This is a genomic window from Marivibrio halodurans (genome assembly GCF_017963645.1).
Taxonomy (GTDB): domain Bacteria; phylum Pseudomonadota; class Alphaproteobacteria; order UBA8366; family Aestuariispiraceae; genus Marivibrio; species Marivibrio halodurans.
In genome coordinates, this window is sequence record NZ_JAGMWN010000010.1 from 1 (window position 1) to 24,363 (window position 24,363).

Annotated in this window: 18 protein-coding genes and 1 tRNA gene; 7 read left to right on the plus strand and 12 right to left on the minus strand. The window is 68.6% G+C overall.

The genetic code is table 11. The features are described from left to right. Window positions 1–799: tetratricopeptide repeat protein (locus tag KAJ83_RS16620; RefSeq protein WP_210683239.1), on the plus strand; the 799-nt coding region annotated here is incomplete at its 5' end. A 58-nt stretch (window positions 800–857) separates the two neighbouring features. Here the strand turns inward: KAJ83_RS16620 and KAJ83_RS16625 are convergent. From KAJ83_RS16625 to KAJ83_RS16645, 5 genes are read right to left on the minus strand one after another with little or no spacing between them, the layout of a single operon-like run. Then, complete coding sequence (locus KAJ83_RS16625; protein WP_210683240.1) at window positions 858–1,985, minus strand: GNAT family N-acetyltransferase; 1,128 nt, start codon at window positions 1,983–1,985, stop codon at window positions 858–860. Next, entirely contained in the window at window positions 1,982–2,746 is a 765-nt protein-coding gene (locus tag KAJ83_RS16630) for a class I SAM-dependent methyltransferase (protein WP_210683241.1), read from the minus strand. Before KAJ83_RS16630 ends, KAJ83_RS16625 begins: the two co-directional genes overlap by 4 nt. After that, window positions 2,743–3,822 (minus strand): lysylphosphatidylglycerol synthase transmembrane domain-containing protein, encoded by a 1,080-nt coding sequence (locus KAJ83_RS16635; protein WP_210683242.1) that lies wholly within the window; start codon window positions 3,820–3,822, stop codon window positions 2,743–2,745. Before KAJ83_RS16635 ends, KAJ83_RS16630 begins: the two co-directional genes overlap by 4 nt. Continuing rightward, complete coding sequence (locus KAJ83_RS16640) at window positions 3,809–4,852, minus strand: glycosyltransferase family 2 protein (protein ID WP_210683243.1); 1,044 nt, start codon at window positions 4,850–4,852, stop codon at window positions 3,809–3,811. The genes KAJ83_RS16635 and KAJ83_RS16640 overlap by 14 nt, the downstream gene beginning before the upstream one ends. Next, window positions 4,849–6,252: a glycosyltransferase family 39 protein gene (locus KAJ83_RS16645; RefSeq protein WP_210683244.1), complete on the minus strand. Its 1,404-nt coding sequence runs from the start codon at window positions 6,250–6,252 to the stop codon at window positions 4,849–4,851. Before KAJ83_RS16645 ends, KAJ83_RS16640 begins: the two co-directional genes overlap by 4 nt. Window positions 6,253–6,648: 396 nt before the next feature. On the opposite strand from KAJ83_RS16645, the gene KAJ83_RS19700 reads away from it, so the two are divergent. Then, entirely contained in the window at window positions 6,649–8,076 is a 1,428-nt protein-coding gene (locus tag KAJ83_RS19700; RefSeq protein WP_210683245.1) for a methyl-accepting chemotaxis protein, read from the plus strand. 102 nt (window positions 8,077–8,178) lie between these two features. On the opposite strand, the gene KAJ83_RS16655 is transcribed toward KAJ83_RS19700, so the two are convergent. Further along, the gene (locus tag KAJ83_RS16655; protein WP_210683246.1) at window positions 8,179–12,774 is read right to left on the minus strand and encodes a translocation/assembly module TamB domain-containing protein; all 4,596 of its coding nucleotides are present in this window, start codon (window positions 12,772–12,774) and stop codon (window positions 8,179–8,181) included. A gap of 31 nt (window positions 12,775–12,805) precedes the next feature. After that, window positions 12,806–14,737 carry an autotransporter assembly complex protein TamA gene (locus KAJ83_RS19705; protein ID WP_210683247.1) on the minus strand — a complete coding sequence of 644 codons (1,932 nt, stop codon included), beginning with the start codon at window positions 14,735–14,737 and terminating at the stop codon, window positions 12,806–12,808. Window positions 14,738–15,286: 549 nt separating this feature from the next. Here KAJ83_RS19705 and KAJ83_RS16665 point away from each other — a divergent pair. Beyond that, window positions 15,287–15,733, plus strand: a complete 447-nt coding sequence (locus tag KAJ83_RS16665; RefSeq protein ID WP_210683248.1) for a hypothetical protein — start codon at window positions 15,287–15,289, stop codon at window positions 15,731–15,733. A 5-nt stretch (window positions 15,734–15,738) separates the two neighbouring features. On the opposite strand, the gene KAJ83_RS16670 is transcribed toward KAJ83_RS16665, so the two are convergent. Then, complete coding sequence (locus KAJ83_RS16670) at window positions 15,739–16,071, minus strand: peptidoglycan-binding protein (protein WP_210683249.1); 333 nt, start codon at window positions 16,069–16,071, stop codon at window positions 15,739–15,741. 509 nt (window positions 16,072–16,580) lie between these two features. After that, window positions 16,581–16,657 (minus strand) — tRNA-Arg (locus tag KAJ83_RS16675). 375 nt (window positions 16,658–17,032) lie between these two features. Here KAJ83_RS16675 and KAJ83_RS16680 point away from each other — a divergent pair. From KAJ83_RS16680 to gpt, 3 genes are all read left to right on the plus strand, one after another. Continuing rightward, on the plus strand, window positions 17,033–18,298 hold the full coding sequence (locus KAJ83_RS16680) for a hypothetical protein (RefSeq protein ID WP_210683250.1): 1,266 nt from the start codon (window positions 17,033–17,035) through the stop codon (window positions 18,296–18,298). Between the two features lie 128 nt (window positions 18,299–18,426). Next, complete coding sequence (locus tag KAJ83_RS16685; protein WP_210683251.1) at window positions 18,427–18,873, plus strand: DUF4864 domain-containing protein; 447 nt, start codon at window positions 18,427–18,429, stop codon at window positions 18,871–18,873. A gap of 148 nt (window positions 18,874–19,021) precedes the next feature. Further along, complete coding sequence (gene gpt / locus KAJ83_RS16690) at window positions 19,022–19,495, plus strand: xanthine phosphoribosyltransferase (RefSeq protein ID WP_210683321.1); 474 nt, start codon at window positions 19,022–19,024, stop codon at window positions 19,493–19,495. Between the two features lie 39 nt (window positions 19,496–19,534). Here the strand turns inward: gpt and KAJ83_RS16695 are convergent, their stop codons facing one another. The 3 genes from KAJ83_RS16695 to cobO all read right to left on the minus strand — a co-directional run bounded on the left by KAJ83_RS16695 (window position 19,535) and on the right by cobO (window position 22,546). Continuing rightward, window positions 19,535–21,016 carry a cobyric acid synthase gene (locus tag KAJ83_RS16695; RefSeq protein WP_210683252.1) on the minus strand — a complete coding sequence of 494 codons (1,482 nt, stop codon included), beginning with the start codon at window positions 21,014–21,016 and terminating at the stop codon, window positions 19,535–19,537. 43 nt (window positions 21,017–21,059) lie between these two features. Then, window positions 21,060–21,830, minus strand: a complete 771-nt coding sequence (locus KAJ83_RS16700; protein WP_210683253.1) for a lipid-binding SYLF domain-containing protein — start codon at window positions 21,828–21,830, stop codon at window positions 21,060–21,062. A 92-nt stretch (window positions 21,831–21,922) separates the two neighbouring features. Continuing rightward, window positions 21,923–22,546 carry a cob(I)yrinic acid a,c-diamide adenosyltransferase gene (gene cobO / locus KAJ83_RS16705; protein ID WP_210683254.1) on the minus strand — a complete coding sequence of 208 codons (624 nt, stop codon included), beginning with the start codon at window positions 22,544–22,546 and terminating at the stop codon, window positions 21,923–21,925. Between the two features lie 153 nt (window positions 22,547–22,699). Here cobO and KAJ83_RS16710 point away from each other — a divergent pair, with 153 nt between their 5' ends. Beyond that, the gene (locus tag KAJ83_RS16710) at window positions 22,700–24,202 is read left to right on the plus strand and encodes a hypothetical protein (protein WP_210683255.1); all 1,503 of its coding nucleotides are present in this window, start codon (window positions 22,700–22,702) and stop codon (window positions 24,200–24,202) included. Window positions 24,203–24,363 lie beyond the last annotated feature (161 nt).

Below are 24,363 nucleotides of genomic sequence, written 5' to 3' on the forward strand. Positions count from 1 at the left end.
TCTCATCGCCACGTGCCTCCGGGATATCGGATCGGCCGGCGAGGCCTTGAGCGCGTCGCGCGCGCTTTTGCCCGATCATGAACGTATCAAGGGCGAGGATCATCCCGACACCCTGACGACGCGCCATCTCATCGCCTCGTGCCTCCAGGATATCGGATCGGTCGATGAGGCCTTGAGCGTGTCGCGCGCGCTTCTGCCCGATCGGGAACGTGTCCAGGGCACGGACCATCCCGGCACCCTGACGACGCGCTATCTCATCGCCTCGTGCCTCCGGGGTATCGGATCGGTCGGTGAGGCGCTGGAGTTCGCGCGCGCGCTTCTTCCCGATCAGGAGCGTGTCCAGGGCGCGGACCATCACGACACCCTGGCGACGCGTTATCTTGTCGCCTCGTGTCTCCAGGATATCGGATCGGTCGATGAGGCCTTGAGCGTGTCGCGCGCGCTTCTGCCCGATTTAGAAAGGGTCAAGGGGGCGGACCATCCCGACACCCTGACGACGCGCCATCTCATCGCCTCGTGCCTACGGGATTCCGGGGCTGTCGGTGAGGCTCTCGAGATGTCGCAAGCGCTGCTGGCGGATCGGGAGCGGGCGATCGGCACGGACCATCCCGACACCCTGACCACGCGCAGCCTGATCGCCGATTGCCTGCTGGACCGGGGGGAGGTCGCGGCGGCGCGGCGGATGCATGAGGGGGTGCTGGAGGCCCTGCGCGCGACCGGCCGGTCGGACGGGGCGCGCGATTGCAAGCGCGCCCTGGCCGTGGAGGCGCGGATAAGCGCGGCGGAAAAGGACATGTAAGGCGGCGGGGGGGCGTCTTCGTCGGGATGGTGTTGGGCTATTGGGGATTTCCTTCCCCTCACACCACCTGCCGCGAGACCCAGGGGCCCAGCCGGTCGGCGAGCCAGGGGGGCAGCATCCGCCAGGCGCGGGTGATCGGCTCCAGGCGCGGGTTGTTCGCCCGCATGTCGGGCGGTGCGGTGGCGCGGATCAGGGCGACATGGCTCGGCAGCGGGGTCGGGGCGAAGCCGAAATTCCGCTTGAAGGCATGGGCGCCGGTGCCGACCGCGCTGCGGCCGAATTCGAAATGGGTCAGGCCCTCTGCCACCGCGCGCTCCATCGCCGCCGCGTAGAGCGCCGGATAGGCGGAGAGGGCCGCCGCCGCCGGCGCCGCGCCCGCGTGATAGGGCATCATCCATCCCCGATGCTTGAGCGAGAGGACGGAGGCCACCGCCCGCCCGCGATGCTCCGCCGTCAGGATCTCCGCCTCGTCGCCGAACAGGTCCAGGATCGCCTCGATATAGGCGCGCGGCGCGACCGGGCTGCCCAGCCGGTGAACCGCGCGCGCATGCAGCGGGTGGAAGCGCCCGGCATCCGCGTCGCGCACGACCGTGACCCCGGCCTTGCGCGCCTTGCGCACCTCCGCGCGCTGCTTGCGCGGGATGGTGCCCAGCACCTCGTCCGGGTCGGCCGGCAGGGCGCGGCCGAACAGGGCGTGATGGTCGAGGCGGTGCCAGGTCGGCGCGCCGCCCAATCTCTCGACCTCCAACCCGTCCGTCCAGGCGCCGCCGCCGCGCAGTTCCAGATAGGCGACGTCCAGACGCTCGGCCTCCGCCCGGGCATGCGCGACCAGCGCCAGCGCGGTGGCGCTGTCCGTGGCGAGCGGCCCGGCCGTCACCGCCTGCGGGGCGGAAAGCAGGATCGGCCGGCCGATCGGCCGCCGCACGAGATGGAGCGGCAGCACGCCCACCGCGCGCGCGCCGTCCCCGTCAGCCCCGCCGCCCCCGTTCCTTTCGCCGTCGGTGGCGAGCGCGATCAGCGAGCGGTCCTCGAACCCATACCCCCGGCGCAGCACATCGCGCCAGAGCAGCCGGTGGAAGGGCTGCGCCGCCTCCGCTCCCCTGATTCCGCTCCCACCCCCATCCCCGCCTTCGACGAAGGCGGTCCAGGCGGGCTCCAACGCCGGGGTCAGCGGCACCACCCTCATGGCGCGCCGCCCGGCGCGGCCTTGCGCAAGACCAGCAGGTTGGAGGCGCCCAGCGGCCGCGCGAGCGGCGAGCGCGCGCCCAGCACCGGCGCCGCCCCACCGGGGCGCGGCGCGACGGGCAGCGTCACCCCGGCCCGCGCGACCCGGAAGCCGGTCGCCTCCGCCTCCGCGATCAGGGCCGCCATCGGGTGGTCCACCTGGGGAAAGACGGGGCGCCCCGCGCGCCGGTCCCGGGCGGAGAGCAGGGCGTTTACCGCGCGGTGCGGCCAGCTGTCCGCCTTGCGCCAAAGCAGGATCAGATGCCCGCCGGGGGCCAGCACCCGATGCGCCTCCGCCAGGAAGGGCGCGCGCGCGGCCGCCGTCTGCTGGTTCAGGAATTGGCAATTGACCGCATGGCTCAGCGCGCCGTCGGCGAAGGGCAGGCGGAAGGCGTCGCCGCGCGCGATCCGTACCCCGTTCGCCGCCGCGTCGCGGCAGGCCCGCGCGTTGAAATCGAGGCCGAGGACTCGCGTCCCCGCCGGCAGCCGCGCGCGCGCCGTCGCATCCCCCAGCATCAGGCCGGACCCGCAGGCGATATCCAGGATGACGGGCGGGTCGTCCCGCCCGGCGGCGGTGGCGACGACGAGGGCCAGCAGCACCCGTTGCTCCCGCCGGAAGAAACCCGCCGTGACATAGCCGTTGGCACCCGGTCCGGTGCCGCCGAAACGACCGCGCAGCCCTTGATAGAGGGCATCGACCGTCCTGTCCGCGCGCGCCGTCATGGCGGGCTTCCTCCCCGGCCGGCGCGCGCCGCGCCGCCGGCCGGTCCGGTGACGAACCATGTCGCGCCCGCATAGAGCGGCGGGAAACCCAGCAGCACCGCGCGCAGCAGCAGGCTCGCCGCCGCCGCCTCGGCCAGGGGCACGCCCGCGACGCCCAGCATCGCGGTCAGGCCCGCCTCCCCCAATCCGATGCCGCCGATCGTCGGCACCGGCACCGCCATGACGAAGCAGTAGATCACGGTGATCGCGGCCAGCGTGCCCATGCCGACCGGCAGCGTCATCGCCGCCAGCACGGCCCAAAGCCCGCCGAGCGCCGCCCCCCATTTCGCGACCGTCAGAAGGCCGGCGCGCCGGCGCGGCAAATGACGATAGAGATGGCGCGCCCACATCCGCGCCTGCAACAGGAAACGCGCGACCACGCGCCCGATCCGCCCGCGCCGGCGCAGCGCGGGGGCGAGCCACCCGGCCGGCCCCAGGACGCGCTCTGGGCGGTGCAGGAAGAGGAGCGTCGCCGCGACCGCCGCCAGCGCCACCACCCCCATCGCGCCGAGGGCGGCCGGGGCGACCGGCGCCATGGTGCTTTCCAGGACGAGGGCCAGGAACGCGAGCGGTAGCGCAAGGCCCGCCAGAACGGCCAGATCCAGGAGCCGCTGCGCCAGGATCGCGATCGCGGCGCCCCCGGCGCTGAGCCCCAGCAGACGGTGCATCGCGATCATGCCCACCGCCTCCCCCAGCCGGGCGGGGAACAGCGCGACCGCCAACACGTACCAGCCATTGGCGGCGAAGGCGGCCGCGCGGCGCGGGGCGGGGCGCCCCGGATGGCGCGCGAACTGATGCAGCCGCAGGCTGGCGCAAACCCCCTCGACCCCCATCAGCGCGATTCCGAGGGCGAGCCAGCCCGGCGCGATCTCGCCCGCGCGCGCGGCGAGCGCGGACCAGTCCGTGCGCGAGACCACCGGCACCAACAGAAGGACCGACCCCGCCGCGCCCAGCGTCCAGGCGAACGGCCGGCGCCCGGGGCCCAGATCGACGCCGATCCCCGATCCGCCGCCGCGCGCGCCCTCATTCGCCGCCATCGCCGCCCGCCCCGTGGTCCGTCTCCGGGTTTGTCGGGGAGGCCGTCCGGGGCCCGACGCCCTCCTCCGTCTCGTCCAGCAGATCGCCGAGCGTCGGGTGGATCGGCGTGCGCGGCTGGTTCGCGCTGTCGAAATTCAGCGCGGAGAGCAGCGCCTGGACCCCCAGGATGATCGGCAGCGCCGCCAGCATGACCGTGCCCGCCGTCGCCTCCACGCCGCTGGCGCCGGCGCTGGCCCAGGCGCTCGCGCCGAAGATCAGGCCGAACAGGATCAGCGCCGGGCCGAGCAGCCATTCCAGCGAGGCCACCGAGAAGTCCCGCAGGAAATAGCAATAGACGATGCGCCGCAGGAAATTCGCCCCGTGCCGGCCAAGCAGCGGCAGGATCATCCGATGCGGCACCAGATGGCTTCGCTCGTCGCCATAGACCGGCTTGACCGGTAGGTCGAGCACGACCGCGCGCAACGTGCCGAGACGATAGAGCATCTCCGTCTCGAACAGATAGGACCGGTCGATGCGCTCCAGCGGCATCAGCCACAGCACCCGGGCATGGATGGCGGTGAAGCCGTTGGTCGGGTCGAAGATCTGCCAATAGCCGGAGGAAAACTTGTTCAGGAAGGAAAGCACCGCGTTGCCCACCAGCCTCACCGTCGGCATGGCGGCCACCGTCTCCGGCCGGAAGAAACGATTGCCCTTCACATAGTCGGCGCGCCCGGCGCGGATCGGCTCCACGAAGGCGGGAATCAGGCGCGGCGCCATCTGGCCGTCGCCGTCGATCTTGACGATGATCTCCGCGCCGTCGGCCAGCGCCTGGAGGTATCCCGTCGCCATCGCGCCGCCGACCCCCCGGTTACGCGCGTGCCGCAGCACCGTCACGCGGGGGTCGGCGCATTCGCGTTCCACCAGATCGCCGGTCCCGTCCGGACAGCCGTCATCGACGCAATAGATCCGGTCGACCGGCGGCGGCACCGCCGCGATCACGCTCAGCACGGCGGCGGTTTCCCGATAGCAGGGGATGACGACGGCGATCATGGGGATTTCCGCCCTCCCTCGGCGAACGGGTTCAGGCGCCGGGCCGCCCCGGCCAACGCCACGATCCAGTACCCGAAAATCGCCGCATGGACCACCGTGAGCCCCAAATTATAGCGTGGGATATTGATCGTCGCTCCCGCATGCAGCCCGGCCAGCAGCAGGAACGGCAGCGCCAGCCAGCAGAGCCCGGCCGCCGCCCCGCGCCGTGCCAGCCCAATCACCATCGGCACGGCCAGCACCAACGCGATCAGCCCGGCCAGTTGCCCGACCCAAAGACCGCGCAGGAAAAGCGGCACGGTCGCCGCCAGATGGGCAAGCGGCCGCTCCAGCACCCAATCGCGGATCAGGACGCCGGTAAGGCTTTCGCCCCCATCCGCCTCCAGGCGCGCGCGGGCGGCCTCCATCAAGGGTCCATTGCCGATCGCGTAGAATCCGTCCGGCGCGGTGAAGGCGAGGCGACGATAGGACTCCGGATCGAACAGCGCCGCGGCCAGCGAATCCCCGAAATCCGGCAGCCAATAGACCAACGCCGCCAACCACTCGTCCGGACGCATCAAGTCGAAGGCGATACGCTGCGCCAGGATGACGCCGCCATACCCGCCGGTGAAGGCGGGGCTGTCCAACTGGATCATGTTGCGGACGAGATAGGGCGCGATCGCGAGGCCGAGGCCGAGTGCCAGCCAGCCGGCCGCCCACCGCCGCCCCGGGCGGAGAAGGAGGAAGGGGACGAGCATCGGCACCAGGTAAAGGGCGCTTGGCCGCAGCAGCGCCGCGACCCCGATCATCGCGCCGGCCGCGAGCCAGAAGAGCGGTCGCTCGCGAAGCAACGCTTGCATGAAAAGGCCGCTCGCCCCCATCAACGCGGCCAGCGCCGGGCCGTCCGGCAGCGGGCTCGCCGCCATCCGTCCCTGCGGGCCGAGGATGAGCAGTACGCCGAAGGCGGCCCAGGAAAAGGCGGGCCAAGCAAGGGCGTTTCGCTCCCCCGCCGCCTCGCCGGCCATTCGGCTCATCGCGCGGAAGGCGGCGAAGGCGCCCAGCAGGCCCAAGGCCATCAATCCCCCTTGAAGCGCGATCAATCCGCGGAATCCGGCTTCCGGACAGGGGCCGGGGGCGTCGCGCATTCCGGCGATGGATTCCGCCCGCGCGCAATCCATCGCCGCGCGCAATCCCGGATCGATCGCGGCGAGCCCGGCGAGGATCATGGGATAGAGCGGGGGGATATAATTATCCGGTACGGGCGCCTGCCCACCCCCGCCATCGCCGCGCGCGATCGCGGTGGAGAGCGTGCCGCTCGCCGCGATCTCGGACGCCGTCGTCAGATAGAACCGCTCGTCCGGCTGGCGTGGCGTGGCCTCCCCCAGCAGCGCCTGTCCAAAGATCGCGAGGAGAGCAAGAAGCAAGGCGAATCCATGGGGCCATGCCGTCGGATGCCGGGCCGGGAATCGGACGGAAACTCGCCGACGCGCATGGGCGCTTTCGGACATGGTCGGACGCGAGTCCATGGGCGGGCGCTCCCCCTCCAAGGGATGTGCTCTCAAGGGATGGCGCGACCGATTCGGCCATCCCTCAAAAGGTCGGCGAAGCTTAAGGAACTCACCCGTCGTAACAAGGATGTGTTTTCCATTGCGGTGCCAGGTTCGGTTAAGAAAAAATTCAGTCTTTTGATCTAAAACCAATACCCATGGGCCGTTTGGCCCAGTCATTCGGAGGGATGGATGTTCGGTTCAGGTAGGAAATCGGTCGGTGGTGTTGCCGGGAAAGGCGCGGACGACACGTTCAAACGGATGTTCGATGCCGTGCCGATCAATGTTATCCGCTGTGGCCTCGACGACATGGTCATCGACTATGTGAACAAGGCAACCATCGACAATCTGCGCAAGGTGGCGGAGCATCTGCCGATTCCGGTGGAGGAGATCGTTGGCAGTTCGATCGACGTCTTCCACAAGAATCCGGCCCATCAGCGCCGCATGCTGGCCGATCCTTCGATCTTCCCGCATGACGCGCTGATCCAGCTCGGCCCGGAACTGCTGGAGCTGCATATCGAGCGCCTGCCCGGCCGGAACGGGGATCAGGATCACGCGGTGGTTTCCTGGTCGATCGCCACGGAAAAGGTCCGTGCCATCGAATCGACCGAGCGTCAGGGCCAGATGCTCGACCAGATGCCGGTCAATGTCATGCTGGCCGACGCCAAGACTTTCGACATCGTCTATGCCAACGAGACCAGCATCGAGACGCTCGCCAAGCTTGAGCATCTGCTGCCGATCAAGGCGCGCGATCTCGTGGGGTCGAACATCGATATCTTCCACAAGAACCCGGCGCATCAGCGCAAGATGCTGTCCAACCCGGCCAATCTGCCGCACCGCGCCAAGATCCGGCTCGGCGACGAGGTGCTGGACCTGAAGGTCTCGGCCATCCGGGACGGCAAGGGCGAGGTCACGACGCTATTGCTGTGCTGGACCGTCGCGACCGCCACGGTCCGCCTCGCCAATCGGTTCGAGCAAGGCGTGAAGTCGATCATGGACACGGTTTCGGCGGCCTCGACCGAATTGCTTTCCACGTCCGAATCCATGGCGGCGGCGGCCGAGGAGACCAGTTCCCAATCGCAGACCGTCGCCTCCGCGGCCGAGCAGCTCGCGACCTCGATCAACGAGATTTCCTCGCAGCTCGCCCGGACAACGGAAGCCGTCACGGCGGCGGTCGACGGCGCGCGGAATTCGAACGATCGCATCACCGCGCTTCAGGCGAAGGCCGATCAGATCGGGAATATCGTCACCGTGATCAACGATATCGCGGCGCAGACCAATCTCCTCGCCCTCAACGCCACCATCGAGGCGGCCCGCGCCGGCGAGGCCGGCAAGGGCTTCGCCGTCGTGGCGAACGAGGTCAAGTCGCTGTCCAGCCAGACCGCGAAGGCGACCGAGGATATCGCCCGCGAGATCAAGCAAATCCAGGACGAGACCAGGGTTTCCGTCGACTCGATCGGTCAGATCATCGGTCTCGTCAACAATATCGCCGAAATGGCCGGCACCATCGCCGGCGCGGTGGAGGAACAGAACGCCGCCACGCAGGAAGTGACCGTGAATATCACCGGCGTCACCCAGGCGTCCGGCGAGACCGGGGCGGCGGCCAGCCAGACCAACGGCGCGGCCAAGGAACTGTCCCATCAGGCGGAATTGCTGGGAACCCAGGTTGATGAGTTCCTGGCGGAGGTTCGTGCGATCTAACGACGTCCTATCCTGCCCCTCCCACTGGACGGGCGAGATCGCACGACGGGGGCGGATGCCAATTACGGCGTCCGCCCTCTTTTTCCTACGGCGCCGTTCGGCTCAATAATCCCATTTGAACTGAACCCCGACATCGCTGTCGCTTTGGCCGGCCTCGGTATTGACGGAAATGTTGGGCGTCACCTCCACTTCCACCTCGACGCTGGTGGAACCGGCGGCCGCGCCCTGCTTGGCACCGACATAGACGCCGTCGGCGATATATTTACCGGCCCGCACCGCCGCGCCGCCCTGGCCCGTATCGACCTGCAGCACATCCACGCCGACGAACTGCCGGATCGTGCCCAGCACGTCGAGGCCACCGCTGCCGCCCGATAGCTCGGCCGCCGAGGCGGCGAGCTGCGCGGCCTCGATCGCCGTCAGCCGTCCTTTCGACTTGCCGAAGAGAACACGGCTCAGAATCTCGTCGCGCGGCAGCGGCGGTTGGGAATCCAGCACGACCTCCGGGTCGCTGGCCGGGCCCTGTAATCGCGCGATGACGGTCAGGTCGTCCGCCTCATGGACGCCTCGGATGCCGAGTTGCGGGTCCACCCGCTCGCCGCCGGAGAATCGGATCGTCGAATCCTCGATCGCGAAGCTCTTGCCGATCACGTCGAAGCGACCGCGCCGCGCGCGCAATTGCCCGGATATGCGTGGCGTGGCGCTGGTGCCGGCAATCCGCAGTTCGCCTTCCCATTCGGAATCGACGCCGCGTCCGCGCACGAAAAGCTGCCCGGGGATCGAGACCGTCAGGTCCAGATCGATCACCGGACCCGCCGCCTCTTCCTCCGCCGTCTCCGCGTCGCGGGGCGGGGCGTCGGCTTCCTCGACGTCGAGGGTGGGGGTGCTGGGCGGCAGGGCCGCACCCAGATTGACCTCGCCGTCGCGCACGGTAACCCGGCCCGTCAGCGCGGGACGTGAGGCACCCTCCGGCGTCCGCAAATCGATCTCCGCGTCGGTGCCGAGGCGTAGCGCGTCGGTATGGACCGTCCGCACGCGCGAGAGCGTCAGATGCGCGCGCGCCGAACGGATGGGACGCGCCAGATCAAGGCGCCCCTCCCCCGTTATCCGTCCGCCCTCCGGGTCGCGCGCCGTCAACTCCTCGATCGTCACCGCGCCGTCCTCGAAGCCGATGCGCCCGGCGATGTCGGTCAGGATCGTGCCATAGGTCAGATGTTCGTACCGCGCACCGTCGAGCGTGGCGGACCCCGTCACCTCCGGTGCCTCCGCGGTGCCTCCAAGCCGTGCATCGAGGGTCAGCCGCCCGCTGGCCGAATGTTCGGGGGCCGGGATATAGGGCCAGAGACGGCCGAGATCGAGCCCGACCCGCGCGGCCCCGTCGATGGGCGCATCCCCCGCCAGTTCGGCCCGCCTTTCGGCAAGCGACAGGCGCAGCGGCGCGCGAAGCCGCACATCGAGATCGTCGATCCCCGGCCCATCGCCGCCCGCCGTCAGCCCGATCCCCTCCGCATCCAGTGTCCCGTCCAGGGTGAGCGAGATATCGGCCGGGGTCTCCACCCCCTCCACCGACAGGCCCTCCAGGCGCGCGGAAAACGTGCCCGTGGGCGCCTCGCCCGTCGGTTCGGCGAGCGACAATCGCGCATCCAGGCGGGCCCGCGCCCCGGGCTGCCCGGCGAGCGCCAGGAACCGGCCGAGCGGCAGGGCCTCGATCCGGGCCGACGCCTCGATCCCATCCGTGGCCCGGCCATAGTCGAGGGCGATGCGCCCCCCTTCCAGCGTCAGGGACAGCGCGGTCGCCGCCAGCCCGCCTTGGTCGACCACGAGACGCGCGGGCTCGGCGAGGGAGAAGGGGATATCCCCCGCCGCGCCCTTGGCCCGGGTGAGGGTCAGGCGCGTTTCCGGCCCGTTCAGCCCCTCGATCCGGCCGGCGGTATCGAGGGAGAGGGCCATCGCCTCCGCCCCGGCGTCGGGCGGGGCAAGACGCGCCTGCGCATCGAGCGCGATGTCGAGCGCGCCGAGATCCCCGCCGAGATCCCCGCCGAGCGTCGCGGTCAGTTTCCCCCGGTCGAGTGGATCGGATGCCACATCGTCCATCACGAGCCGGGCGTCGAGCCCGGCCAGCGCGATCGCATCCGCAAGCGAGGCCTCCAGCCGGGCCGTGCCCACGCGCGCCGCGCCGTGCGCGATTCCGTCGCCCGCGACATCGAGGTCGACCGCTTGCGCGCCGCCCTCGCCGGCCCGCAAGGTCGCGGCCGCGCGCACCGAGCCGGACAGGCCCTCCAGGCCGGGAAGCGGCGCGAGGCCCGCGAGATCGCCGCTTTCAAGCGTGATTCCGCCCGTGGCCGGCAGGTCATAATCGGGCAAGGCCGCCTCGCCCGTCAGGACCGCGCCGAAGCCCTCGGCCTCCAATCCTTCGACGGCCAGCCGTTCCGGTTCCGCGATGACGCGGCCGGCGAGCCGGATCGGCGCGTCGCGATAGCGCGCGCGGGCGCTCAGGTCGACGGCCGGCACATCCCCTTCCCGCCAGGCAAGACCGGCGGTCAGCGCGGTATCCGCCAACTCCTGCCCGGCAATGGAAAGGGCGAGCGGCGTCGTCTCCACCCGCGCCGCCGGCGTGGCGAGGGGGCCGGAAAGACTCGCCGTGAGATCGAGCCGCTCCGCCGCCACCGCGATGTCCGGGGGAAGCGGCAGGGCGGACGGGTCGAGCGCGCCGTCGAACTCCCCCGCCACCGTTTCGAACCCGGCCGGGAAACGAACCTGCCCGGTAAGGCGGCCGGCCGCCATCCGGGCCGTGATGTCGGAAAGCGTCAGCGCGCCCGCGCCGTCCAGGGCGACGCGTGTTTCGATCCCCGGGCTTTCGCCGAGCAGCGCCGTCACCGACGGGTCCACCAGGAAGGCATCGGACAGACCGATCGCGAGCGTGCCCGAGGCGCCCTCCGGGCCCGCGGTCCAATCGGAAAGATCGATCCGCGCCGCGCCCTTCGCCGGAACGCCGATCACGGGGGTCAGGGCGGCCAAGCGGTCAAGGGTGATCGCCAGATCCTTCCCGGCCACGCGCCAGGACGTGTCCGGCTTGCCCGCATCGAAGGATACGCCCCCGGTGAGCGCGAGGCCGAGCGGATCGAGTGTGAAACGGATATCCCGCAAGGCTGAGAAATCGGGCGCGGCCCGCGTCGAAAGGCGCGCCGACGGGTCCGATCCCAGAAGCGCCGACAGCGACGGGTCCGGCCAGTGCGCCCCGGTAAGCGCGAGGGCCAGCACCGCCGGTCGACCGCCCGTGTCCCCCGGCCCGCCCCCGTCCGGATCGGCGGTCAGGTCGATCCGGACCCGATCCGCGCCCAACGGACCGGCACCAAGCCCCCCCGCATCCAAATCCGCGATATCGAGAGAGACCGTGCCGGTCGGTGCATCCAGCGCCCCGCCGAGGTCGAACCGTGCCGTCGCGGTGGAGAATTCCGGTGTGTCCGGCAGCAGATCGGCGGCCCCGGCATCGAGCGTCAGCGTGCCGCCGGCCTCGAAACCGCCGGCTTCGGGGTCGAGCCATCCGCGCGCCTCGCCCCGGCCAAGGCCCTCCCGGGCGAAGCGCAGCCGGTCGAGCATCAGGCGTCCGTCGCGGGTCCGGTGCCCGACATCCAACGTCAGGGCCAGCGGCCCGGCCAGTGCCTCCGGCAGGGCGAGCGCGCCCGGATCGATCAGATCGAACCTGCCCTCGAAGCCGAGTCCCGGCGTCTCGCCGCGCGGATCGCGCAGGGCGAGCATCCCGTCCAGCCGGGCCAGCCCCTCGGCCTCCGCCCGCAAATCGCCTTGCCAGGCAGCGACCGGCCCGCTGCCGTCGAGGGTCAAAGTGAAGCGCCGCGCATAGTCCGCCGGTAGATCCGCGAGCCCGGCGATGAGGCCGTCGGCCGGTAAATCGGCATCGAGGGCGAGCGCCAGGGTCGGCATGGGGGGATCGTCCCCGGCCGCCGGTGTCGGGGATGATGAAGACACCGGGGTCAGCGTCGCGTCGAGCGTGACCCGATCCGCCACCTTGCCGTCATGCGTCGCCGTGAGGTCGAGACGGGAGGCGAGGCGGCCGTCCTCCTCCGCCGTGGCGGTGCCTTCCGCGCGGGCCCTGAACCGGGTGCCGTCGCCCGGATCGACCACGATGTCGGGGAAATCCAGCCGCTCGATCAGGATGGCGAGCGGGGGACGAGGAAGCTCCGGCAAGGTGAAGGGGGCGGTTTCCTCCGGCGGGTCCGGCGCCTCCGCCGTGCCTGACCCGGGCAGGGTAAGGGCGACGCGGGCGGCACCCAACTCGACCACGCGCAATTGCCCGTCGAGCAGCGCGCCCGGCCGCCAGTCGAGACGCAGGTCGTCGACGGCGAGCGCGAAGCCGTCGGCGCCGGTGAGGCGCAGGCGCGCGATGTCGAGCCTGTCCCACAGGCTGCCGCGCGCGCCCTCGATCGTGGCTGCCCCGCCGAGTACGCCGGCGAGCGGCCCCTCGACCCAGCCGGCGGCGGTTCGCAGGCCGCTGTCGCTGGCGGTCAACCAGGCCCCCGCGCCGAGGGCGAGCATCACCCCGCCCAGCACCAGGCCGAGCGCGCGGCGGCCCCAACGGGGCCGTCCCTTTCCGGAAGTCGGTGGCGAGGCGCGCCCGGACGTGGGCGGTTCCGGCGCGTCCGGCGGCGTGGCGCCGGCGCGACCGCGCGGGTCGTCGGTCATCTAGACTGTCTGTCCCAAAATCATCCGGATCCTAGAAGGCCTGCCCCAAGCTCACATAGATCTGGTAGGAATCGTCGATATTTCTACGTTTATTGATCGGTATGGCCACATCAAGGCGAACCGGGCCGATATCGGTGTAGTAGCGCAGGCCCAGACCGGCGCCCCACAGCAGATCCAGCTCATCGACGGGGGGCAGGTCCTCGCTATAGACATTGCCGCCCTCGATGAAGGGGACGAGGCCGATCGTCTCCGTGATCCGGGTGCGCAGTTCCAGCCCGACCTCCATCACCGAGCGCCCGCCGACCGGGTCGAGGTCGCCATCCAGTGGACCCAGACGTTGATAGCCATACCCACGCACCGAGCCGCCGCCCCCGGCATAGAAACGCTTGCCCGCCGGAATCTCCCGTCGCTCCGCCCCAAGGATGGCGCCCAGGCGCGCGCGGCCGGCCAGCACGAAGCGCGAATCCGCGTCGATGCTGAGATAGCGCGAGCCGGAAACGGCGCCGCTGACGAACTCGCTGGCCGTGGCACCGATATCCGTATAGGGCGTCAGGCTGATATCCAGGCGGCCGCCCCTCGTCGGGTTCAGTGGGCTGTCGGTGCTGTCCCGCCGCAGATTGCCCCGCATGCCGACCAGGGCGATCTGGTCGTTGCCGGTGTCGTCGGTCTCCTGCTCGATCAGGTCCAGCGTGGGGCCGAGGGTCACCGTCCATACGTCGGACAGGCGCCGCTCCACGCCGATGAAGGCGCTGGCACGCAATTCGTCGAAGGCGTCGGTCGTTGTGTCCTTGATCTCGCCATCGGCCAGCAGGGCCTGATCGTCCCGCCGGAAAAAGGGCTTGCGGAAATTCGCCTCGCCGCCCCGCTCGATGGGGGAGGCGGATAGCGTGGTGCGCAGCCGCTCGCCGGATTGGAACAGGTTGCGGTGCTCCCAAAAGGCGCTGACCCCGGGGCCGACGCTGGTGGAATAGCTGGCGCCGAAGCCGAGCGAACGATGCGCGCGCTCCACCAGTTCCACCCGGACCGGGACCGCGATCCCCTCGTCCTGGCTCGATTGGTCCACCGCGTTCGGGTCGTCCACCGCCACTGGTGATACCGCGACGCTCTCGAATAGGCCGCTGCTGGCGAGGTCGCGTTGTGTCTCCTCGACCAGACGGATGTCGTAGCGCGCGCCCTCGCTCCAGGCGGCGTGGCGGGCGATGAAGGCCTGCTCCACGCGTTCCGCCCCTTCGATCCGCATCGCGCCGAAGTGGGCGAGTGGCCCCGGCGCCAACCGATAGCGGACGGTCATTGTCTTCGTCTCGCGGTCGATCACGGTCTGGCGTCGCGCGACCTCGGCGAAGGGATGGCCGCGCATGCGGTAACGCCGGGTTAGCGCACCTTCCGCCGTGATGACCGGCTGGGCGGCCGCCGGCTGGCCGATATCGAGCCCGATGGCGGCGAGCGTCCCTTCGTCCGCCGGGGTCATCGGGGCATCCGGCCCCTCGGCGGTCTCGATCGCCTCGATGACATAGAGCGCGCCCGGATCGACATGATAGATCAGACGCCGGGCGCCGCCTTCCCGGTTGCCGTCACGCGGCGTTTCGGCTTCCTCGATCGAGAAACGAACCGTCCCGTCATAGAGACCGGCGCCGCGCAGTACTTGGCCGAAGCGTTCCACATCGCGCTCCGCCCGGCGGCGCAACCCGGCGGCGGAACGCGGCGGATCGTCGATCAGATCGAGCGCGAGGCTCTGCGCGCGCATCTCCTCCTCCAGGTCGGCGTCCGTCTCTGCCAGGCCGTCGAAGGTGACGCTGTAATCGATGCGCTCCGCCTCGCCTTTCGCCCCGCCGTCCGTCCCGCCGGATTGCTGTGCCGAAACGGGCGACGCGCTCAGACAAGACACCGCGCCGGCCGCGAACACGACCAGCCCCGCCGACAGTAGCCGGGCGGCGAGCGCGAGACGGGCGGCACTGAACGACACGGGGAGCATCCTCCGGGAAAACACCGAACGCGACCAAGCATCAGCATAGTTCGCGCGCCGGCTGGAACAACCAGCGCATGGATGGAAGATGGATCGGGAGCAAGAAGGACGGCGAACCGTTTGGATTTCGCGTCAATTATAAGGCGACCGCGATAAGGCGACCGCGCTTCGCGGCTAATCAGGAGACAACGGTTCACGATGAAGGGCGTGCCGCAACTCTTGGATGAATATGCAACGCCGACCCACGGCGTGGCGTGCCCCATAAGGACGAAGTCCGAACTCTACAAAGGTCCGGAAGCGGTGCTCGGCTGAAAGGAGAATGGCGCGCCTAGACGAGGTTTGTTCGAAAGACCTTTTCAGCGCTTTGGCCGATCGGGGCGAGGTTCTGCGGGACATGGAACCCGACGATTTGCCACCCGAAGCGCCTACGGCGACGACGGGAGCGGAAAGCCTGGAGCCTTGATTTCGAAGACAGAGCGCGCGCTCGCTAGGTTATTGGTGGTTTGATAGTGTCCCAGGATTAATCGAGTTGCGTGGAAAGGCTGCACATTGGATTTCGACACCCCACCGCCGGAGATCGGTCCGCACGAAGACCGCGAACTTGAGCTGATGCTATCCGGCGAAAAACCGCTCGCCTACTTCTCTGAACTGACGCGCGCCGACTTCGAATGGCCGGACGAGGAATTCGAACCGTACGTTGAAAGCGGCCGGATAATCAAAAGAGAGATACTGCATGTCGAAATCATTCTCGGCGTCGATGAGGAGATCCGCTCACTCTATTTCGTCCTGCCGGGTGAGGAATGGCGGATCGACAAGGCCCATGCGAACCGCATTCGGGTATGTCGCACGGCGAAGGACAAAGAGCGGGACGCCCGCGAGATGGGCGAGTTGCTTGGATACACCCCTCATGAAATTAAAGTTTTTCTGAGGTGGAATGCATATTTGGATAGAGCGATACGCGACGGGGACTGGGTCCCGCCGCGTACGCCGCAATAGACCTTTTACTTTACCCAGCAGCGGTGACAGAGGCTCGGCGAAAAAACACCGCCATGCAATGCACCGCACCTGCTGCAGGTATAGCGCGGCGACCGGGCCGCGAGTTGAGTTTCGGTCGGCCCTTTCGGGCGCATCAAGCCATCGACACGGAGGCCGTTGTCCTTCTGGAACCGCTTGATTCCCTCGAACATCGGCGTGTCGGGATATTCGGTGATCCCGTATTCGGGTTCATCGTAATATCCCTGCGACTGCAAACGGCGTTTTGTATTCAGGACGTCGCTGGGATCGGCCGGATAGCTCGTGCCCAGTGTTTTCTTCAGCCAATAGCGGGTAGCCATGGTTCACTCCATATCGAACGCGCGCCGTCGACTGTTGAATTCGACGGGCGTGGCGAATGTTCGTGCCCGCTTGCACTGACTAAACAGCAAAGCGGACGCTCGATTTGCGCTGGAGTGACGTGTTGTCCGTCAGGTTGTCGGGGGCATTGCGTTGAAGCCCCGGCCTATCGGGCACATCGGTGTGATCCACATGACGGCGCGGTCATCGAATCGGGGTTATCCCCAAGGGGCCCAAATCTACCTGGGTGAAAAATCACATTATGTCAACCAGAAAGAACAAAAATGCAATATATAGAACGTCAGAAGCACCTTGAAGCGAACGCAAGCGATCAAATTCGCCAAATGGCAAGCGCAGAAAATTGGTGACCCGCTGTGCAATAAGCCATTCGGCAATCCATTCATTGCCGAGAAACCTACTTCGACGAATTTTATGGAAAGCGTGGCGCGCCCCAAAGGACGAAGTCCGAACTCTTTAAAGAACCGGGAGCGGTGTTCGAGTGAAAGGAGAATGGCGCGCCCGGGAGGATTCGAACCCCCAACCTTCTGATCCGTAGTCAGACGCTCTATCCAGTTGAGCTACGGGCGCTTCGCCGGTGGCCGGCGTGTGCTTCGCGTGGGGGGCGGGGTCGGTCTCGGACCGGGCCGCGCCGCATGCCGTCGCGATGCGGGCGGGTAGGTACTTGATGCCGTCCGCCTTGGCAAGAGGGAATTCGCGGACGCGTGTAAGGCGGGCCTGTTGCCCAGGTGCCACTACGTAGGAATCAATGGGAAATCCAATATATTATCCGGGTTGTCGCTCGCGCGGGCCTCAAGTAGTATCCCTCCCGGGTAGACGTGAATGGGGGATGGCCCAGCCGCGGAAAAGGGGGGTTGGCCGGCCGGTCGAAAGCGACCGCGCGGGCCGGGTGCTCACACCAGGTCGGGCGATCACGAAACCGGAAAATAAACGGAAAGTTCAGGTATGGCTTCGTTCTTCGCTGGGCAGACCGGCCACGCCGGACGCACCGGCCTCGTCCCGAAGGGCGGGTGCCGCGATTATCGAGTGTCGCCGTTGGGCGGCCGTCTCGCGACGAGCACGCGGGCCGTGGCCTTCGCGCTCGTCGGCCTCGGCCTCGCCGCCTGCGGCGAGACGTGGCCGAGTCTGGAGGCAAGCAATCCGGCCGGGTCCGGCGCGGCGACACAACCGGTGCAGGTGGGGGGCTCGTCGGACTCGTCCACATCGGGCAGCGCGCGATCCACATCGAGCAGCGCGCCACAGCCGGTTTCCGTCGGGCAAAGCCAGAGCACCTCGATCGAATCCGCGAGCGCCACGCGCGAGACCTTCGTCGGGAACAAGGTTACCCAGATGGAGGGGGACCTGAACAAGCTCGCCGGCAATGTCGAGGGGCTGGCCGGTCGCAAGCAACAGCTCGTTCAGGAAACCTCGTCGGGTGCCGACACCTATCATGAGCTGGTCGCGCAGATCACCTCGCGGCTGCAGCGGGGCACGACGCCCGGCAACCCGGTTCTGGTCGATTACTGGAACCGCGCGCAGGTCGAGTTGGAGCAGGTGGCGGAGAAGGTGCCCGCCATGACCAAGCTGTCGAACGACGCCGCCGACGAGGCCGCCTTCGGCCAGTATCTGCTGAACGCCGTGCAGGCCACCTATGGCCTTTCCGGCGCGGTGGACGAGGATCACATCCGCCTGCAGCATCTGGAGGACAGCGTCCATCAGGAGCTGGTGGAGATCGACCGGTTGTTGACCGACCTCAGCCAGGACATCAACCGGCAGACGACCTACGTCAACAACGAGCGGCAGAACATGACCACCCTGTCGCTCGCCATAAAGAACGGTGATCTTTACGGTACCAGCTTGGCGACGCGATCCTTCCAGCAGACCGAGAATCTGGCCCGTCAGGCCGCCCGTCAGGCGCAGCCGCAGCCGGGCGAGCGTCCGCTGGTCATCATCAAGTTCGACCGGCCGAACGTGAATTATCAGTCGGCGCTCTATACCGCCGTCGGCCGCGCGCTGGAGCGCAAACCGAACGCCACCTTCGACCTGGTCGCGGTCAGCCCGAGTTCCGGCTCCGCCGCGCAGGAAGCGCTCAACAGCTCCGCCGCCAAGCGCAACGCGGAGGGCGTGCTGCGCACGCTCACCGACATGGGCGTGCCGGCGAGCCGGGTGCAGCTTCTGCAGGAGACGGCCGAGGAGGCGGACAACAACGAGGTGCATATCTTCGTGCGGTGATCCTCCGGAACCGATCGTCCGTAGTGCTTCCTGGGCATTTCCCCGGAGGCATGGGCTAGGGCGGTCGGTCGATGGAGGTGAAAATGACGCACGGTGCTTGTCGGATGGTTGGCGCCCTTATCGGGGGCATGGCACTCCTGGCGCTTGGCGCGATGATGGCACCGCCGCCGGGCGGTTCTTCGGCACGGGCCGACATGGTGAATGGGGCGCGGGGGATTCAAGCCGCACCCGACCCCGCCATCCTTTCCGTGATCACCACGCAACTCGACGCCTTCCGCATCGGGGATCGGATGACGGCCTATGATCAGGCCGCGCCCTTCATCCAGCGGAAATTTCCGGATGCGGACAATTTCATGGATATGGTCGTGCGCGGCTATGCCCCCCTGATCGCGCCGCGGTCGACGGATTTCCTGCCGCCGGAGCCGGGCCCGGATGGGCGGGTCGTGCAGCCGATGGCACTGCTCGACGCCGAGGGGCGGGGCTGGATCGCCCGCTACATCATGGAGCGTCAAGCCGATGGCGGCTGGAAGATCGCGGGTTGCCGCCTGGAGAAGGCGCCGGCGGCCGCGGTCTGATCCTCCTTCGACGGGACATGGTTCGCGCCGGGACATGGTTTGTGCGCGCTTGTCGGCGGGGGGCGGGATCGGCTAATCAAAATGCACGGAAACTGTCCACGAGCGCGAGGCCGACCCGATGCCCGACCCGTCCCACCCGCCGATCGGCATGGATTTCCCCGTCTCCTGGGAGGAGTTGCACCGCACCGCGCGGGCGCTTGCCTGGCGGTTGCACGATCAATTGGCGGCGGCGGGGCCGCTCAAGGGAATCGTGGCGGTGACTCGCGGTGGCCTGGTCCCCGCCGCGATCGTCGCGCGGGAGCTCGATGTCCGTCTTGTCGATACGGTCTGCATCGCCTCCTACCAGCATAAGGAGCAGGGCGCCGCCAATATCCTGAAGGGCGTCGAGGGGGACGGCGAGGGCTGGTTGATCGTCGACGATCTGGTCGACACGGGAAAGACCGCGCGGATCGTGCGCGACATGCTGCCGAAGGCGCATTTCGCCACCGTTTTCGCCAAGCCCGCCGGCCGGCCGTTGGTCGATACCTTCGTGACCGAGGTCAGCCAGGACACCTGGATTCTTTTTCCCTGGGACGTCGAACTGGCCTATGCGCAGCCGATCAAGGACCGGCGGGGACAGTAGGAGCAGGGGGCGGGCCGCGCGCATCTCCGCCCAGCGGCATCACCGCGCCCGTGCGATCTCCAGGATGCGATCGAGCGACAGATGCGCCTCCAGATGATCGGCCAGCCGGTCGAGCGTCGTTTCCACCAGATGGTCGAAGGCCGGGCCGGCTTCGAATCCGGGCCTGAGGCCGGCGAGGAAATTCCGACGGAAGGCGTCCGAGGCGAACAGCCCGTGAAGATAGGTCCCGGCGACGCGGCCGTCGGCGGTCACCGCGCCCTCCGCCGTGCCGTCGTTCCGGGTCAGGAAGGGGCGCGCGCGATCCGGCCCGTCGGTGACCCCCATATGCATCTCATAACCCGCGACGCTCGCGCCGCCCGCGTGCGCGGTGCCCGCCCGTTCGCTCAAGGTCTTCGGGCCCTTCAGCACCGTCTCCACGTCGAGCAGGCCGAGGCCCGGGGCCTCCCCCGGCGGCCCCTCGATCCCCTCCGGATCGGCGATGCGGGTGCCCAGCATTTGATAGCCTCCGCATAGGCCCAGGATATGGCCGCCGCGCCGATGATGCGCCAACAGGTCGATATCCCATCCCTCCGCCCGCAACGCCGCGAGATCGGCGAGCGTCGTCTTCGAGCCCGGCAGCAGCACCAGATCCGCATCGCCCGGCAATGGCTGGCCCGGCATGACGATGGTCAAGCGCACCGTGGGTTCCGCGCGCAGCGGGTCGAGATCGTCGTAATTCGCGATCCGGCCGAGGCGCGGGACGACGACATGGACGCCATCCCCATCTTCCCCGCCCGTGCCGATCCGTCCCGCGTCGAGTGCTACGGCATCCTCCGCCGGCAGGCGGCCGGCTTCCGTGAAATAAGGCAGGACGCCCAGGCTCGTCAGGCCCGTTCTTTCCGTAATGATACGCAGGCCGTCGTCGAACAGGGTGATATCCCCCCGGAACTTGTTGACGATATAGCCCTTGAGGCGCCGCCGCTCCGCCTCCGCGATCACCGCATGGGTGCCGATCAGGCTCGCGATCACGCCGCCACGCTCGATATCCGCGACCAGGAGGACGGGCAGGTCCGCCGCTTCCGCGAAGCCCATATTGGCGATGTCGCCCGCGCGCAGATTGACCTCCGCCGGGCTGCCCGCCCCCTCGACCAGCAGCAGGTCGCGCCCGGCGCCGAGGCGTTCGAAACTCTCCAGCGCATGGGACAGCAGCCGGTCCTTGAGGGTGTAATAGTCGCGCGCCGTCGCGGTACCGATCACCCGGCCTTGCACGATGATTTGGCTGCCCATGTCGCTTTGCGGTTTCAGCAGCACGGGGTTCATGTCGACGCTGGGCGCCAGCCCGGCCGCGCGCGCCTGAAGCGCCTGGGCGCGCCCGATCTCCCCGCCGTCGGGGGTGACGGCGGCGTTGTTCGACATGTTCTGCGGCTTGAAGGGCGCGACGGACAGACCCCGCCGCCGGAATGCGCGGGCGAGGCCCGCCGTCAACAGGCTCTTGCCGACATCCGAGCCCGTGCCTTGCAGCATGATCGCGGGCGGGGTCATCGGCGGGTCCGGACTCCGGCTGCGGCGCGTGGATCGCGCCGGATCAGCGCACGGCCTCGCTCAACGCCCGGCGCAGCGAATCCGCCTGTGGGTTCGCGACCCGGCCATCGAGGACGATCGCCTCCGGCGTCGCGGGCTGGCCGTAATAATCGGCGTTGAGTTCGTCGCGCTTGACGATGACCGACCCCTCGAAATTGGCGCCGATATAAAGGCCCTGTGCGACCGAGTAGGAGAGGATATCGACATCCAGATTGGTCGTCGTCGAGGCGTCGAGGCCCGCGCCATAGGGGCCGGCCGCGGCATCCAACTCGCCGCCGATCTTGACCTTGTCGTTCAGGATCGACGTCAGGCCGTTGCCGGTCATCACCAGCAGCAGAACCTCCGACGATTGGCCGCCGATTTGCAGGCCGATCGAGGCGGCGCCGATGGAGAAGAAGGCGGGATAGCTCCATTGTCCGTTGTCGCCGCGCGCCAGCAGAACGCCGCTGCCGCCCTCGCCCCCGATGATGAAACCGCCCTTCAGCAGTTGCGGGATGATCAGGATCGCCTTCGCGCGTTTCAAATAGGCCCGGACATAGGGGCCCAGATCCTCGTGCCGCTGCACCTTGGCGAGGGTCAGTTCGGCCCGCGCGATCAGATCTTCCCCATCCGCCTTGTCGGCGCGCGCCAGACCGGGGAGGAGAGCCAGCGCCAGGAAGGCCATGGCGGCGAGCAGCAGGGGCAGCAGCGCGGCGCGCTCCCCCTCGGCGGTTCTGGCGACCGCCCGCGCGCGCCTGGATGGGTGGGCGGCGGGTCGGCTGGTCCGGGTCATCATGGAGGGATCGTCCTTTCCTGTGATGGCGGTCCTATCGGGAACGGGATTCAATCGGTGCGGCGCCGGCGAATCCGGCGGTCGCTTGAAGGTGTTCAGAATTCGATGCCGAGCTGCGCCTTCACGCCGCTTCGGAAGGGATGCTTCACCTGCGTCATCTCGGTCACCAGATCGGCGGCCTCGATCAGCTCCTCCTTGGCGTTCCGGCCGGTGATCACGACATGCTGCATCTCCGGCTTGCCGGCCAGCGTCTCCAGCACCTCGTCCAGCGGCAGATATTCGTAGCGCAGCACGATGTTGAGCTCGTCCAGGATCACCATCTGATAGCTCGGGTCGGCGATCGCCGCCTTGGCGAAGTCCCAGGCGGCGCGCGCGGCGGCGATGTCGCGCTGACGGTCCTGGGTATCCCAGGTAAAGCCCTCGCCCATCGCCTTCATGACGCACTGATCGGGAAAATGTTCCAGAACGCGGCGCTCGCCGGTTTCCCAGGCGCCCTTCACGAACTGGACGACGCAGATCTTCATGCCGTTGCCGATCGCGCGCACGGCGAGGCCCATCGCCCCGGTCGTCTTGCCCTTGCCCTTGCCGGTATGGACGATGACGAGCCCCTTCTCGACCGTCTTGTCGGCCAGCATCTTCTCGCGCGCGGCCTTCTTCTTGGCCATCTTCTCCGCGTGACGGCGATTGATCTCGTCCTCGGTCATGCCTTCTGTCTTCATGGGCGGGCCTTTCCTCCGGCGGAATCGTTGCGCGCAGGGCAGTCTATAGGGGCGCGGCAATTGGGCAAGAGAATGGCGCGGGCGATCGGACCGGTGCGGGGTGGCGCGAAGCCTCTTGCGGCGGGCGCCGCTTGGGATAGGCTCGACCGCGAGATGAATGTTCGGATATCGCTCCCCCTATGCTTTCCGATCGCCGCCGCCGGCCTGTCGCTCGGCGCGGGCGCGGCGCATGCCCATACCTCGGAACGCGGCCTCGTCATGCTGTTGCCGACGGACTACTACCTCGCGGGCGGGGCGCTCGCGGTGGCGGTCAGTTTCGCGGTGCTGGCGCTGGCGCCCATGGGGCGTGGGGAATGGCGGGTGGCGGCCCGGGAAGGAGCGGCTGCCAGGGAAGCGGGAGATGGCCAATCGGCGCGCGGCCCGGCCTGGGCCAGTTGGCTCGGCTTTCTGCTGTTCGCGGCCCTGGTCGTTTCCGGTTTCGTCGGGTCGCGCGATCCGCTCGGCAATCCCCTGTCACTCGGCATCTGGACCGGCCTATGGGTGATGGTGGTGCTGGCGCATGCGGTGCTGGGCGATCTCTGGCGCGCGATCAATCCGTGGAGCGGGCCGGTGCGGTTGCTGAGCCGCCTGACGGCCCCTCTGGTGGTCCGGCTGTTCCCGGGGCGCGGGACGGTGCCGCCGTTTCGCCTGCCGGCGCGCATCGGTCATGGGGCGGCGATCGCGCAGTTCCTCGCCTTCGCGTGGTTCGAACTGATCGATCCGGCGCCGGATGATCCCGCCCGCCTCGCGGTCGCGGCCGGGGTCTATTGGCTCGTCAACGCGCTCGCCATGCTGCTCTTCGGGGAGGGGGAGTGGCGCCGCCGGGGGGAAATCTTCTCCGTCTTTTTCGGTTTCATCGCGCTGCTGGCGCCGGTGCGCTGGGTGGAGGGCGGGGGACGGCCGCGCCCACGTCTCCGCTGGCCCGGCGCGGGCGTCCTGGCGGCGCCGGCGCCCAGCGTCAGCGCCGCCTGCTTCATCGTGCTGGCGCTCGCCACGGTGTCCTTCGACGGGGCCAGCCGTACCTTCTGGTATCTCGATCTGATTGGGGTCAATCCGCTGGAATTTCCCGGCCGAACGGCGGTGATGGCGGAGAATACGATCGGTCTTCTCGCCGCCGCGTTGCTGCTGGGGGCGGTTTATTTCGGGGCCGTGGCGTTGGGGCGCCGGCTGGCCGGGACGGGGACGGTTCCGGCCGCCGCCATGTTGGTGACGACCCTGCTGCCGATCTCGCTTGCCTATCATTTCTCGCATTATCTGACGCAGCTTCTGGTGAATGGCCAGTATATGCTGGCGACGCTCGGCGATCCGCTGGGGCGCGGCGCGAACTGGCTGGGCTATACGGAACGGCAGGTGACCACCTCTTTCCTCAACGACTATCACGCCGTCGAGTGGATCTGGAACGCGCAGGCCGGCGCCATCGTGCTGGGCCATGTCTGGGCGGTGTGGCTGGCCCATGTGATGGTCGGTCGCGCGCTGGTCGGCGGCGCGCTGCCCGCCGGGGGCGCCGCGCCGCCGGATCGGATGCGCGCCACGCTGGCGGAACTGCCGTTGGCCGTGCTGATGATCGGGTACACCGTCTTCGGGCTCTGGCTACTCTCCAGCCCCACCGGCGCGTAAGGGACGCGTGGCGTGTTTTTCACTGGATTTTAAATCGTTCGTATACGAACATTTTTTCAACCGATCGAAAGGCCGCCCACCCGGGACCCCGGCGTCGGAAGAAAACGGCCTCGCCCCGCCGCGCGCGCGCGTGCATTATCGCACACAGCCCGGCTCGATGA